Consider the following 12,728-nt stretch of genomic DNA (forward strand, 5'->3'; position numbering starts at 1 on the left):
GCACAAACAAAGCTATAAGCCATGAACTGGTTAAGGTTCGATTAACTGGCCTACCTGTGAATCTTATACAGGCGTGAAAAATTGTAGTAGTTAACGCGTCGGGAGTAAATCGTGTTGTTCTTGTTCCAGGCCATATTTGCAAATTGATGCAAAGCTGCTCATGTCCGGAGTTAGCTGTCGAGCATTATTTTTTCTGGCATGGCTATTTAATGGCGCGCTATAGCTGTAACAAATTCTGAGCTGGGCATGGGCTTTCCAAACAAGTAACCCTGGAGCAAGTGCACGCCCTTGGCTGTCAGGTAATCCCGTTGTTCGGCAGTTTCAATACCTTCGGCGACTATGCTCAGGTCGAGTTTGAGTGAGAGTTCGATAATGCTGTCGAGTATATGCAGCGACAGTGCATCGGCACCGATCATGGCCACGAAGCTCTTGTCGATTTTCAAGTAGTCGACGTTGAAGGTGCGCAGGTAACCCAGGCTGGAGTGGCCGGTACCGAAGTCATCAATGGCGATCATCACCCCCAGCTCACGCAGTTCAGCGAACAGCTGCTGGGTGACGGCAGTGGGCTCGATCAGTTCGCGTTCGGTCAACTCCAGCACCAGGACTACCTTGCCCGGCTCGAATGCCGCCAGGAACTCCCGGCAGTCCTCCAGCAATTGCAGGTCCTGGCAATGGCGCGCAGTGATGTTGATGGCGATGTGAAAACCGTCGGTGAAGTTCCCGGCCCAGGGCGCCAGTACCTCCCGGGTCTGGCGCAGCAACGAACGGGTCATGGGCACTATCAGCCCCGTATGTTCGGCGAAGGGAATGAACAGGTCGGGGCGGACCAGTCCTTCCCTGGGATGCTGCCAGCGCATCAGCACCTCGATGCCGGCCCAGTGCAAGCCATCGCCGCGCACAATCGGCTGGAAGTACGGGATGAATTCCCGCGCCACCAGCGCCCGCTGCAGTTCGTGCCTGGGGGAAACGGCACGCTGTTGCAGCCAGTGGGCGAGGCCACCCGCGGCGGCGCCGAGGAAGACCAGCAGGCTGAACAGGACTGGATACTGGCTTTTCATATAGCGCCAGACACTGCCCTGGGCGAACCCGGCATTGATGCTGTAGGGATAGCGCGACGAGGTCAGCTGCTGGCTGGCGACCGCTGCCAGGGGCGCATTGCCTTCGCGCACCTGGCCGTCACTGGACAGCCAGTGCCGGCCCACTTGCAACTGCAGCTGGGCGAAACGGCTGAGCATGCGCAAGGTGTTGGTCGGGTGATAGCCGTTGATGGCTGCCAGGGCCGCGCCGTCGCCGTCGCTCAAGCGGTAGACCAGCAGCGGAGTCTCGGGAGTGACGTGGTTGCCGTCCATCAGGCGCAGCCGGCCCTCCACGTAGTCCCGGGGGTCGAGAACCGCTGCATAGTTGCCCAGGTATGAACTGCAGTAGTTGTTGTCGCGCCACACCAGGTTGGTGGAGCGCACCAGCGGGCGCCGGGTCACCTGTTCGCGCAGGGCCAGTTGCCGGGCGGCGTCGCACTTCTGTCCGGCCAGGGGCAACAGGGCACGGGCGGCGCTGTCGGAATGGTCGAGCATCTGGTCGAACTGCCCGATGGCTTCCTCGGCGATTTCCAGGCTGTTGTGCAGCAGGGTCCGTTGCGCCTGGAGGTAAAGGATGACGGCTCCGAGCACGATCGGCAGGAGTATCGCCAGCAAGGTCCAGACGGTGCGGGTAGAGCGTTGGAGTGGACCTTTGGCGGACAGCGGCATGGGGCGGACCTGTGGCAAGGGGGAGGGCAGGGCGCCGGTCAAGGCCGCGCATTGCCTGGATCATTGCAGGATAGAAGGCTTTGCCTGGCTACAGAGACGTTGGGCAAGGTCGATGAAGGCCAGGGTCGCCGGCGATGACTGGCGCCGGTCCAGCACCGCGACACCGATCTTGCGCTGCACCGCTGGCACCAATGGGCGACTTGTATAGCGCGGGTCCGCCCCTTGGGGCAACGACAATTGGGCGACGATGCTCAGGGCATCGCCCCGGGCCACGGTTTCCAGGGTGCTGAGCAATTGTGAGCAGCGATAGCGAATGTTGGGGACCAGCCCGGCGCCAATGAACAACCGCGACACCAGTTCCGCAGAGCCGGCCTCGGTGAGGACGAAGGGATCCTGGCACAGCTGCTCCAGGCTCAGCTGCGACTCCCCGGCCAGGGGATGGCCTGTGGGAACCAGGGCCAGCAGTTGGTCCTGCACCAGGGGAAAGCTGTCGAAGCGTTCCTGGGGCAGCACCACGAAGCCCAGGTCGATACGCCGCTCCTCCAGCCACTGCAGGACCTGGCGGTCCGGACCTTCGTCGATATGCACTTCGATCCCCGGGTACCGGGCGTGGTATTGCGCCAGGATCGGTGGCAGCAGGCGGATGGAGGAGGTGGGGCCGAACGAGCCGATGCGCAAGGTGCCACGCTTCATGCCCCGGGCATCGGCGGCCTCCTGTTCCAACGTCGCTGCCAGGCCGAGCATGGCCCGGGCCCGTAGCAGCAGTTGCCGGCCGATATCGGTGAGCTCGACCTGGGCCTGGTGTCGACGGAACAACTCGACCCCCAATTCCTGTTCCAGGGACCTGATGGCGTGGGACACCGCCGACTGGCTGATGCCCAGGCGCGTGGCGGCGCTGGTGAAGCCCTGGAGCTCGGCCACCCGGGAAAAGATTTCCAGCTGGGTCAGGGTCATGAGTAAAAGCTCATTTTACGATGATCAGGCATTAGACAAAGAATATCCCGGCAAGACAAATCCGATCTTCTTCGAGTGCGATCAACATGAGCGAGAGCAGTTTCTTTGCCCCACTGGACACCCGGCACAACGACCTGGGGGTCTATTGCAAGTTGGCGGCGGTCACCATGATCTGGGGCGGCACCTTCGTCGCCGGGCGCTACCTGGCCTCGGGGCTGTCGCCGTTGCTGGCCGCCAGCCTGCGTTTTCTCCTGGCCAGCCTGGCCCTGCTGGGCTTCATGGCCCTGGCGCGGATTCCCCTGGCGCGCCCGAGCTTCAGGCAACTCGGCCAGCTGGCGCTCCTGGGGTTCTTCGGGATCTTTTTCTACAACCTGTGCTTTTTCCTCGGCCTGCAACGGATCAACGCCTCGCGGGCCTCGCTGATCGTCGCCTTGAACCCGGCGGTGATCGCCCTGGCATCCTGGGCGCTGTTCAAGGAGCGCCTGGACCGGCGCAAGCTGCTGGGTATCGGCCTGTGCCTGGGAGGTGCGGCCCTGGTGATCTGCAGTCGTGATCCTTCGGCCCTGGCCAGCCAGGCGGGGAGTTGGCGCGGCGACCTGTTGATCCTCGGCTGTGTCCTGGGCTGGGGCGTGTATTCGCTGTTTTCCAAGGAACTGAACCAGAGCCTGGGACCGCTGCAGACGGTGACCTACTCGGTGGTGCTGGGGACCTTGATGCTGTGCGCGGCGACCCTGGTGCGCGGCGAATTCGACCTGCAAGCGGTGCTGCGCCTGGACCTGGCCCAGGGCCTGGCTCTTCTCTACTTGGGTGTACTGGGGTCGGCGCTGGCCTACATCTGGTACTACGACGGCCTGCGGCGGATCGGCGCCACCCGCTCCGGAGTGTTCATCGCCCTCAACCCGCTGACGGCGGTGATTCTCGGCGCGCTGCTGCTGGCCGAACAACTGAGCCTGGTGATGGTGCTGGGCGGCGCGCTGATCCTGGGCGGCATCTACCAGTGCAACCGGCCCCTTGCGAAGGGGACAAGAAAGGCGATTTCATAAAGAGTGCGGACAAAGGCTTTTACGCTGTGTAGAATCTGGTTACGCATACAATAATAAAGTCTTCTGGCAGCAGAAGCCTGGCCAGCCGGCAAGACAGGACCGATATGAAGATTCTCGGATTCCAACTCATCTATGGTGACTTCCTCGCGCGCAGCGTGCGGGGCATTTCCTGCGCACCACCTGCCTTCCTCAGCATTGATAGCAACTAACGAACCGTTAATTCTAAAAATATGATGAGGCGCCAACCATGGCAGATATCTTTGAAAACCCGATGGGCCTGATGGGCTTCGAATTCATCGAATTCGCATCGCCCACCCCCAATACCCTCGAGCCGATCTTCGAGATCATGGGTTTCACCAAAGTCGCGACCCATCGCTCAAAAGACGTGCACCTGTATCGCCAAGGCGCGATCAACCTGATCCTCAACAACGAACCCCACAGCATCGCTTCCTACTTCGCCGCGGAACACGGCCCGTCGGTATGCGGCATGGCGTTCCGCGTCAAGAATGCCCAGCAAGCCTATGCCCGCGCCCTGGAACTGGGTGCGCAGCCGATCCACGTCGCCACCGGCCCGATGGAACTGAACCTGCCGGCGATCAAGGGCATTGGCGGCGCGCCGCTGTACCTGATCGACCGCTACGGCGAAGGCAGCTCGATCTATGACATCGACTTCGTGTTCCTCGAAGGCGTGGACCGCAACCCACCAGGTGCGGGCCTGAAGATCATCGACCACCTGACCCACAACGTGTATCGCGGGCGCATGGCCTACTGGGCCGGTTTCTACGAGAAGCTGTTCAACTTCCGCGAGATCCGCTACTTCGACATCAAGGGCGAATACACCGGCCTGACCTCCAAGGCCATGACCGCCCCGGATGGCATGATCCGCATCCCGCTGAACGAGGAATCGTCCAAGGGCGCAGGCCAGATCGAAGAGTTCCTGATGCAGTTCAACGGCGAAGGCATCCAGCATGTGGCCTTCCTCACCGACGACCTGGTCAAGACCTGGGACGCCCTGAAGAAGATCGGCATGCGCTTCATGACCGCACCGCCTGATACCTACTACGAAATGCTCGAAGGGCGCCTGCCGGGCCATGGCGAGCCGACCTCCGAGCTGCAAGCCCGTGGCATCCTCCTGGACGGCTCGTCCAACCCGGACGACAAGCGCCTGCTGCTGCAGATCTTCTCGGAAACCCTGATGGGCCCGGTATTCTTCGAATTCATCCAGCGCAAAGGCGACGATGGTTTCGGCGAGGGCAACTTCAAGGCGTTGTTCGAATCGATCGAGCGTGACCAGGTACGACGTGGCGTGCTCGCCACCGAATAAGCCGTGTAGCGCTTGAAGCCCAAGCCCGGCCAGGTCTTTCCTGGCCGGGCTTGGTTTTGCCTGTCGGTTGGCGATTGTGAATGTGTTAATGTTCTCGCCTTTGTTTCCAGGCCCTGACCGACTCCTTGATGAAAACCCCCAGACCTTCCCTGACCCTGACCCTGTTGCAGGCCCGTGAGGCCGCGATGGCGTTTTTCCGTCCTTCCCTGAACCAGCACGAACTCACCGAACAGCAATGGCGGGTGATCCGCATCCTGCGCCAGAACGGCGAACTGGAAAGCCACCAGCTGGCGAAGATGGCCTGCATCTTGCCGCCAAGCATGACCGGGGTACTGACGCGCCTGGAGCGCGATGAGTACGTCAGCCGGCGCAAGTCGCCGGAAGACCAGCGCCGCCTGTTCATCACCCTGACCGAGAGAGGCCATGCCTGCTTCGAGTCCATGAGCGACGACATGGAGGTCAACTACCAGAGGATCCAGCAGCAGTTCGGCGAGGACAAGATGCAAGCCTTGCTGGCGCTGCTCAACGAACTGAAGCAGATCAAGCCCTGACGCGGCACGGGCGAAAGTAGCCGGGCGCGAGCCAGGGCGAGGCGGCGCGCCGCTTTGCGGAAGCTCTTTGGCTATCCCTCGGGCCCATCACCTGCGGCGCTGGCGCAGCAGGTGGCGCACGCCTTCGATGACCAGTACCAGCACCGCCAGCCAGATCGGCACGTAGGTCAGCCATTGGCCCCCCTTGATGCTTTCCCCCAGCAACAGGGCCACCATCAGCAGCAGCACCGGCTCGACGTAGCTGAGCAGGCCGAACAGGCTGAAAGCCAGTTGGCGGCTGGCGATGATGTAGCACACCAGCGCCGAGGCGCTGATCAGGCCCAGCAGCGGGATCAGCAGGTACAGCCGGGGCTGGGCATCCAGCACGGCAAAGCCCTGTTCGCCGCCTTGCACCACCCAAAGCGCCACCGGTATCAACAGCGCCATGTCCAGCCACAATCCGCCCAGGTGATCGCTGTGCAAGCGCCGGCGCAGGACGAAGTACATCGGGTAGCCCACGGCTACCACCAGGGTCGCCCAGGAAAAACTGCCGGCCTGGTACAACTCGTTGAGCACGCCGATGCAGGCCAGCGTTGCGGCCACCTTTTGCAGCCGCGACAGGCGCTCGCCATAGACGATGCGTCCGGTGAGGATCATGGTCAGTGGCAGCAGGAAGTAGCCCTGGGATACATCCAGGCTGTAGCCATTGAGCGGCGCCCACATGAACAGCCACAGCTGTACGCCCATCAGGGCCGAGGACAACAGTAGCGCCAGGGCCATGGCCGGCCTGGCGCGCACCCGGCGCAAGACGTCGCCGACCCTTGGCCATTCGCCGGTGAACAGCATGAACAGGGTCATGCAGGGCAGGGTGAGGAGCATTCGCCAGCCGAAGATCTCCACCCCGGTGAGAGGTTCCAGCAGCGACGTGTAGAAATACATGACGGCGAACAGCACCGACGCCAGGACCGATAACGCAATACCTTTAGACACACTGTCCTCGTAAGACCCGAATGCGCAGGGCGCCGGGAGTTGGGGGGGAAACAAGCGAGGGCAATATAGAGGTTTTGGCGCGAGATTTTTGCTCTGTATGCGACATGCCGGCGGGATATTTTTTCATTTGTATCCCAGGGCCGCGTCCAGGAACCGCTGGCGGCGGCCCTCGGGCCGCCACCGGCACCTCTTAGTCGAGGCGGGCAAAACGTCCCGGGACGAAATGGCTGACATCGTTGAAGCCTGGCGTCGAGGCGTGACCCGGGGTCACCAGGGAATCGACGAAGGCCTCGTCCTCGGCGCTGATGCGCACGGCCAGCGCCCGGGCATAGGCGTCCCACTGGGCCTCGGTGCGCGGGCCGACGATGGCCGAGCTCACCGCCTGGTTGTTCAGCACCCAGGCGATGGCGAACTCGACGATACCCACCCCGCGGCCCTGGGCGTACTGCTGGACTTGCTGGGCAATACGCAGGGACTCCACCCGCCACTCGGTCTCCAGGATGCGCTTGTCCTGGCGCCCGGCACGGCTGTTGCTATCCGGGACCACGTCGGGTGCGTACTTGCCGCTGAGCACGCCACGGGCCAGTGGGCTGTAGGGCACCACGCCCAGGCCGTAGGCCCTGGCGGCGGTGATCTGTTCGCCTTCGGCCTGGCGATTGACCAGGTTGTACAACGGCTGGCTGATCACCGGGCGCTCCACGCCCAACTGGTCGGCAATGCGTACCGCTTCGGCGATCCGCCAGCCCCGGTAGTTGGACAGCCCCCAGTGGCGGATCTTGCCCTGGCGCAGCAGGTCGCCGATGGCCGCGATACTCACCTCCAGCGGTGTGTCGTGGTCTTCGCGATGCAGGTAGTAGATGTCCAGGTAATCGGTGCCGAGCCGGGTCAGGCTGGCCTCGATGGCGTTGAAGATGTGCTTGCGGTTCAGGCCGCTGCGATTGGGTACGCCGTCGGCCGGGCCGAAGCCGACCTTGGAGGCCAGCACCCAGTCATGGCGGTGGCGGGCGATGGCCTCGCCGACGATCTCCTCGGAGCGGCCCTGGTTGTAGACATCGGCGGTGTCGATGAAGTTGATGCCCTGGTCCCAGGCCTTGTCGATGATGCGCAGCGAGTCTTCGGTGCTGGTCTGCTCGCCGAACATCATGGTGCCCAGGGTCAGGCTGGAAACCTTGAGGCCGGAGTGACCGAGGATGCGATAGCTCATGGGGCGGGATCCTTGTGCTGGAGAGGTGGCCGGGCCGGCCATCGGGGCCGACCATCAAATACCAGAAACGCACGCCGGGGCAATGCCTGTCACGGACAGAGTTCGCGGCAGCGCTGGACCAGGAAGCCGTGCAGCAAGCGCACCCGTTCGGACACCTGCAAGCGGTGCGGGCACAGCAGGTTGAAGGGCAGGGACTCACCTTGCCAGTCCGTGAGCAGTGGCACCAGGCGTCCGGCGCGAATGTCCTCGGCCACATCCAGCCTTGCCTTGTAGACCAGGCCATGGCCGGCCAGGGCCCAGCGCCGGGCGACCTCGCCGTCGTCGCACGCGTAGTCGCCGCGCACCTGGACCTCGCGCACTTGGCCCGCCTGGTCGAAGCGCCAGAGGTCGTAGCGCTGGCCGTCGCGCAGGTAGAGCAGGGCGCTGTGCCGGGCCAGGTCCTCGGGCACCTGAGGTGTGCCATGGCGGGCCAGGTACTGCGGGCTGGCGCAGACCACCCGGTGATGCACGGCCAGGATCGGCAGGGCCACCAGGCTGGAATCCCCGGGCACGCCAAAGCGCAGGGCCACATCCACGCTCTCGCGGAACAGGTCGGCATGGCGGTCGTTGAGTTGCAGTTGCGGGCGCAGTTGCGGGTGCTGGTTCTTGAACTCGTCGAGCCAGGGCAGCAGCGCGTTGCGCCCGAAATCCGAAGGGGCCGACAGCTGCAGCACCCCGCACAGGCCCTGGCCCTGCTGCCTGAGCGCCTGTTCGCCATCCTCCAGGGTGGCCAGGGCCAGGCGCACGCTGTCCAGGTAGCGGCGACCCTCCGGGGTCAGGCGCAGGCTGCGGGTGGAGCGGGCCAGCAGGCGACTGCCCAGGCGGGTTTCCAGGCGCTTCAGGGCGATGCTGGCCGCCGCCGCGGTGAGGCCGAGGCTGCGCGCCGCCGCGGAAATACTGCCTTCGTCGGCGATACGAACGAAGATCTCCAGGTCGAGGATCGAGCTCATTAATAAAAATCCTTTAAAGATCCTTGCGTTTTAAGCGGATTTTTCTGCAATTGGCAAGCGGTGAAGATGTAATCCCTTTACTTCACAACAGGTGATTGCAATGACTCTTTCCAATCCAGGCTTGCACCAGCAGACCGTCGTGGTGATCGGTGCCGGCAGTGGCATCGGCGCCGCCGTGGCGCACCAGGCCGCCGCCCGTGGTGCCCGGGTGGTGCTGGCCGGGCGCGATCTTAAGGCCTTGCAGCGCCAGCAGGCGCGTCTGCCGGAAAGCGCCCGCAGCATCGCCGTGGACATCACCGACAGCGCCAGCCTGGAGGCTTTGTTCCAGGCCGTGGGCGGCTTCGACCACCTGGTGATCAGCGCCGGTCCAGCCATCGTTCCCAAACCCTTGGCCGACACTGACCTGCAGGACGCCCACCGGGCCTTCGAGGTCAAGTTCTGGGGCGTCTGGCGCGCCGTGCAGGCCGCGTTGCCGTACCTGGCGGCACGGGGCAGCATCAGCCTGACCTCGGGCATGTTGTCGCGCAAGATGGTCCCGGGGCAGGTGCTCAAGACCACCCTCAATGCCGCCCTCGATGCCCTGGGCAAGCACCTGGCCAAGGAGCTGGCGCCACGGCGGGTAAACGTGATCAGCCCGGGGATCACCGCTACCGAGGCCTACGCCGGCATGCCCGCCGATGCCCGCGCGGCGATGTTCGCCAAGGCGGCCGCGAGCTTGCCGGTCGGTCGGGTCGGGGAGCCGGGGGAGGTGGCGGCGGCTTTCATCCTGGCCATGGAGAACGGCTTCATCAACGGCAGCCTGATCGATGTCGACGGTGGAGGCCTGTTATGAACTGGCGCTTCGACCACCTGGCCTTCAACACCGATGGTGGCTCGACCCTGCCCCAGGCCTTGGCCGAGCTATTGGGGCTGCAAGCGGGCCGCCGTCCGCCGTTTCCGTTCCCCGGGCGCTGGCTGTACCAGGATGATCAGGCGCTGGTGCATGTCATCGAGCAAGACGTCTGCCGTGCGCCGCAGTTGAGCCATATCGCCTTCAGCACCCAGCAGGCCGCCGCCGCGGTCTTGCTGCGGGTGCAGGCCAGCGGTCTTGAGTACCAGGTGGCGCAGGTGCCGGAAGATGGCCTCTGGCAGATCTTCGTGCGCCTGCCCGGCGGCCTGCTGCTGGAGCTGGACGCCCCGGCCTCGGGGGCGTTGACCGGCAGTCATGATGACGCCCGGCATCCTGGCGCGCCGGACTGAAGCCGCCACGAAAAAAGCCCGTTCCAGCCGATGCTCGAACGGGCTTTTGGCGTTGCCGGGGCTCAGCGATGCAAGGTGCGGGTCATGCGCAGGGCCAACAGGGCGCCGGCGACGATCACGGCCGCCAGCAGGTACAGGGCGGCGTCGGTGGAGCCAGTGCTGTCCTTGACCCAGCCGACGATGTAGGGGCTGAGGAAGCCGGCCATCTGGCCCATGGAGTTGATCAGCGCCAGGCCACCGGCGGCGGCCCCGGCACTGAGCAGCGCGGTGGGTACCGGCCAGAACATCGGCAGGCCGGTGAGGGCACCCATGGTGGCGATACTCAGGCCGAGGATGGCGATGGCCGGGTTGGCGGCGAAGTTCACCGCGATCAAAAGCCCCACGGCGCCCATCAGCATGGGGACCACGAGGTGCCAGCGGCGCTCCTTGTTCAGGTCTGCCGAGCGGCCTACCAGCAGCATGAACACCGCCGCCAGCAGGTAGGGAATCGCGCTGAGCCAGCCGATCACCAGGTTATCGGCGAACCCCAGGTTCTTGATGATCGACGGCAGCCAGAAGTTGATGGCATAGACCCCGCTCTGGATGCAGAAGTAGATCAGGCCGAAGGCCCAGATCGCCGGGTTCTTGAACACCTGGGCCAGGGAGTCGCTGGCGGTCTTGGGCTGGTTGGCGGCGTCTGCGGCCTGGTCGGCCTCGAGCATGGCGCGCTCGGCCGGGCTCAGCCACTTGGCGTGGGCGAAGCCGTCGCTCAGCAGGAAGTAGGCCAGGGCGCCGAGCACCACGGTGGGGATGCCCTGCAGCAGGAACATCCACTGCCAGCCGGCGAGGCCACCCTGGCCGGCGGCGAAATGGTTGAGGATCCAGCCGGAGAACGGGCTGCCCAACAGGCCCGAGACCGGGATCGCCGACATGAACAGGGCCATGATCCGGCCACGGCGGAAGGTCGGGAACCACTGCGACAGGTACAGCACCACCCCTGGGAAGAATCCGGCTTCGGCGGCCCCGGTAAACAGGCGCAGGGTGTAGAACTGGGTTGGCGTAGTGACGAACAGCAGGCAGGTGGACAGCGTGCCCCAGGTGATCATCATCAAGGCGATCCAGCGCCGCGGACCGAAGCGGGTCAGCGCCAGGTTGCTGGGCACGCCGCACAGCACGTAGCCGATGAAGAAGATCCCGGCCCCCAGGCCATAGACCGTTTCGCTGAACTTCAGGGCGTCGAGCATCTGCAACTTGGCGAAGCCGACGTTGACCCGGTCCAGGTAGTTGAACAGGTAGCAGATGAAGATGAAGGGGATCAGGCGCAGGGTGATGCGCTTGTAGACGGCGTTCTTGTCGTCAGCCTGGGCCAGGGCGGCAGCGGCTCTGTGTGACATGCTGGATCTCTCTTTATTATGATTTTGCACGGTGCAAAGGGTAACGTTGACCGCCCCGAGAGTCTCGGCCACCCTGGCGCCGCTGTCTTTGTGCCGGCGCACAGCGAATGCCTCCTCCCCCTGTGCCACTGAACAACGCCGCGCGTGCCGTGGCCCGTCCCTGTCGTAGCCAACCCAAGGATCACCGAGCATGTTCGAACTCGATCATGACCTGGCACAGGACATCGTCGACCGCACGATGGCCATCCTGCCCAACAACGTCAACGTCATGGACAGCCAGGGCCTGATCCTGGGCAGCGGCGAGCCGGAGCGCATCAATACCCGCCATGAAGGCGCGCAGCTGGTATTGGCCAACGGCCGGGTGGTGGAGATCGACGAGCCCACCGCTCGCCGGCTCAAGGGCGTGCAACCGGGGATCAACCTGCCGCTGTTGCACGACCAGCGCTTGATCGGCGTGCTGGGCATCACCGGTGATCCGGCGTTGCTGCGCACCTACGCCGAGCTGGTACGCATGACCGCCGAAATGCTGGTGAGCCAGCGTCATCAGCAAGCCGAACAGCAATGGCGCCGCCAGCGCTGCGATGACCTGCTGGCACTGCTGCTGGGCGAGGGCGGCGACTCGCCGCGCCTGGTGGACGAGGCGCGGCAGATGGGCCTCAAGCCGCAACTGGCGCGCATTCCCTATCTGTTCGAGCTGGGGCTGGAAGCCGGGGCGGGGCAGAACGTCGACACCCTCAGCGCCTGGTTGATGTCCCGCTATCCGGACAGCTGGTGCGTCAGTGCCGCACAAACCTCGTTGCTCTGGTGCCGCCCGGCGAGCCTGACCCTGGACGACCCGCGCCTGCTGGAGCGGATCGTCGGCCTGGGCTGGGATATCCAGCGGGTGGCGGTGGGCGGCCCGGCCGAAGGCCTGCCGGGGTTGCGTCGCGGCTACCGGCGGGTCAGCGACCTGCTGGCCTATGGGCGCGACATCCTGCCTGCTACCCGGCTGCTGACCCTGGACCGCTACCGCCTGCCGGTGATGCTCTGGCGCCACCGTAACGAGGATGCCCTGGACGAGTTGCTCAGCCCCTTGCACAAGGTCCTGGCCAAGGACGGCAACGGCCAGTTGCTCGCGACCCTGCGCAGTTGGTGTGAACACGACGGCCAGAGCCAGGCCTGTGCCGACGCCCTGGGCATCCACCGCAACAGCCTGCGCTACCGCATGGAGCGCATTGCCGAACTCAGCGGCGTCGACCCGTTGCGCCTGGACGGCATGCTGTCGCTGTACCTGGCCGTGCAACTGCTGCCTCAGCAACCCGCCTCCCAATTTCCTCCTGGATAACGGCGGTGTCGCT

The 12,728-nt window shown here is 64.4% G+C and carries 12 protein-coding genes; 6 read left to right on the top strand and 6 right to left on the bottom strand.

Annotated features, from left to right (window positions below; all coding sequences use genetic code 11):
- Positions 1-206 precede the first annotated feature (206 nt).
- Together ACK6AU_RS13685 and ACK6AU_RS13690 are read right to left on the bottom strand one after the other, a co-directional pair.
- Positions 207-1,745, bottom strand: coding sequence for an EAL domain-containing protein (locus ACK6AU_RS13685; protein WP_409299609.1), 1,539 nt, complete (start codon positions 1,743-1,745; stop codon positions 207-209).
- 60 nt (positions 1,746-1,805) lie between these two features.
- Entirely contained in the window at positions 1,806-2,699 is an 894-nt protein-coding gene (locus ACK6AU_RS13690) for a LysR family transcriptional regulator (RefSeq protein ID WP_185699375.1), read from the bottom strand.
- Positions 2,700-2,785: 86 nt separating this feature from the next.
- On the opposite strand from ACK6AU_RS13690, the gene ACK6AU_RS13695 reads away from it, so the two are divergent.
- From ACK6AU_RS13695 to hpaR, 3 genes are all read left to right on the top strand, one after another.
- Entirely contained in the window at positions 2,786-3,742 is a 957-nt protein-coding gene (locus ACK6AU_RS13695) for a DMT family transporter (protein WP_185699374.1), read from the top strand.
- Positions 3,743-3,989: 247 nt separating this feature from the next.
- Positions 3,990-5,066, top strand: a complete 1,077-nt coding sequence (gene hppD, locus ACK6AU_RS13700; RefSeq protein WP_185699373.1) for a 4-hydroxyphenylpyruvate dioxygenase — start codon at positions 3,990-3,992, stop codon at positions 5,064-5,066.
- 128 nt (positions 5,067-5,194) lie between these two features.
- The gene (hpaR, locus tag ACK6AU_RS13705; protein ID WP_185699372.1) at positions 5,195-5,617 is read left to right on the top strand and encodes a homoprotocatechuate degradation operon regulator HpaR; all 423 of its coding nucleotides are present in this window, start codon (positions 5,195-5,197) and stop codon (positions 5,615-5,617) included.
- Between the two features lie 87 nt (positions 5,618-5,704).
- Here hpaR and rarD read toward each other — a convergent pair whose 3' ends face one another.
- The 3 genes from rarD to ACK6AU_RS13720 all read right to left on the bottom strand — a co-directional run bounded on the left by rarD (position 5,705) and on the right by ACK6AU_RS13720 (position 8,779).
- Positions 5,705-6,586 (bottom strand): EamA family transporter RarD, encoded by an 882-nt coding sequence (gene rarD / locus ACK6AU_RS13710; protein WP_409299610.1) that lies wholly within the window; start codon positions 6,584-6,586, stop codon positions 5,705-5,707.
- A gap of 190 nt (positions 6,587-6,776) precedes the next feature.
- Complete coding sequence (locus ACK6AU_RS13715) at positions 6,777-7,790, bottom strand: aldo/keto reductase (RefSeq protein WP_409299611.1); 1,014 nt, start codon at positions 7,788-7,790, stop codon at positions 6,777-6,779.
- An 89-nt stretch (positions 7,791-7,879) separates the two neighbouring features.
- Positions 7,880-8,779 carry a LysR family transcriptional regulator gene (locus ACK6AU_RS13720; RefSeq protein WP_409299612.1) on the bottom strand — a complete coding sequence of 300 codons (900 nt, stop codon included), beginning with the start codon at positions 8,777-8,779 and terminating at the stop codon, positions 7,880-7,882.
- A gap of 100 nt (positions 8,780-8,879) precedes the next feature.
- On the opposite strand from ACK6AU_RS13720, the gene ACK6AU_RS13725 reads away from it, so the two are divergent.
- Both ACK6AU_RS13725 and ACK6AU_RS13730 read left to right on the top strand, forming a co-directional pair.
- Positions 8,880-9,611, top strand: a complete 732-nt coding sequence (locus ACK6AU_RS13725) for an SDR family oxidoreductase (protein WP_409299613.1) — start codon at positions 8,880-8,882, stop codon at positions 9,609-9,611.
- Entirely contained in the window at positions 9,608-10,018 is a 411-nt protein-coding gene (locus ACK6AU_RS13730) for a hypothetical protein (protein WP_409299614.1), read from the top strand. The genes ACK6AU_RS13725 and ACK6AU_RS13730 overlap by 4 nt, the downstream gene beginning before the upstream one ends.
- Positions 10,019-10,080: 62 nt before the next feature.
- On the opposite strand, the gene ACK6AU_RS13735 is transcribed toward ACK6AU_RS13730, so the two are convergent.
- Complete coding sequence (locus ACK6AU_RS13735; protein WP_409299615.1) at positions 10,081-11,391, bottom strand: MFS transporter; 1,311 nt, start codon at positions 11,389-11,391, stop codon at positions 10,081-10,083.
- Positions 11,392-11,581: 190 nt separating this feature from the next.
- On the opposite strand from ACK6AU_RS13735, the gene ACK6AU_RS13740 reads away from it, so the two are divergent.
- On the top strand, positions 11,582-12,715 hold the full coding sequence (locus tag ACK6AU_RS13740) for a sugar diacid recognition domain-containing protein (RefSeq protein ID WP_185699365.1): 1,134 nt from the start codon (positions 11,582-11,584) through the stop codon (positions 12,713-12,715).
- The last annotated feature ends 13 nt before the right edge of the window (positions 12,716-12,728 follow it).

The organism is Pseudomonas sp. KCJK8993 (assembly GCF_046230915.1).
GTDB lineage: Bacteria > Pseudomonadota > Gammaproteobacteria > Pseudomonadales > Pseudomonadaceae > Aquipseudomonas > Aquipseudomonas piscis.

Coding starts and splice junctions, on each gene's coding strand:
- ACK6AU_RS13685 (WP_409299609.1), bottom strand. CDS start 1,745: ATGCCGCTGTCCGCCAAAGGTCCACTCCAACGCTCTACCCGCACCGTC.
- ACK6AU_RS13690 (WP_185699375.1), bottom strand. CDS start 2,699: ATGACCCTGACCCAGCTGGAAATCTTTTCCCGGGTGGCCGAGCTCCAG.
- ACK6AU_RS13695 (WP_185699374.1), top strand. CDS start 2,786: ATGAGCGAGAGCAGTTTCTTTGCCCCACTGGACACCCGGCACAACGAC.
- hppD (WP_185699373.1), top strand. CDS start 3,990: ATGGCAGATATCTTTGAAAACCCGATGGGCCTGATGGGCTTCGAATTC.
- hpaR (WP_185699372.1), top strand. CDS start 5,195: ATGAAAACCCCCAGACCTTCCCTGACCCTGACCCTGTTGCAGGCCCGT.
- ACK6AU_RS13715 (WP_409299611.1), bottom strand. CDS start 7,790: ATGAGCTATCGCATCCTCGGTCACTCCGGCCTCAAGGTTTCCAGCCTG.
- ACK6AU_RS13720 (WP_409299612.1), bottom strand. CDS start 8,779: ATGAGCTCGATCCTCGACCTGGAGATCTTCGTTCGTATCGCCGACGAA.
- ACK6AU_RS13725 (WP_409299613.1), top strand. CDS start 8,880: ATGACTCTTTCCAATCCAGGCTTGCACCAGCAGACCGTCGTGGTGATC.
- ACK6AU_RS13730 (WP_409299614.1), top strand. CDS start 9,608: ATGAACTGGCGCTTCGACCACCTGGCCTTCAACACCGATGGTGGCTCG.
- ACK6AU_RS13735 (WP_409299615.1), bottom strand. CDS start 11,391: ATGTCACACAGAGCCGCTGCCGCCCTGGCCCAGGCTGACGACAAGAAC.
- ACK6AU_RS13740 (WP_185699365.1), top strand. CDS start 11,582: ATGTTCGAACTCGATCATGACCTGGCACAGGACATCGTCGACCGCACG.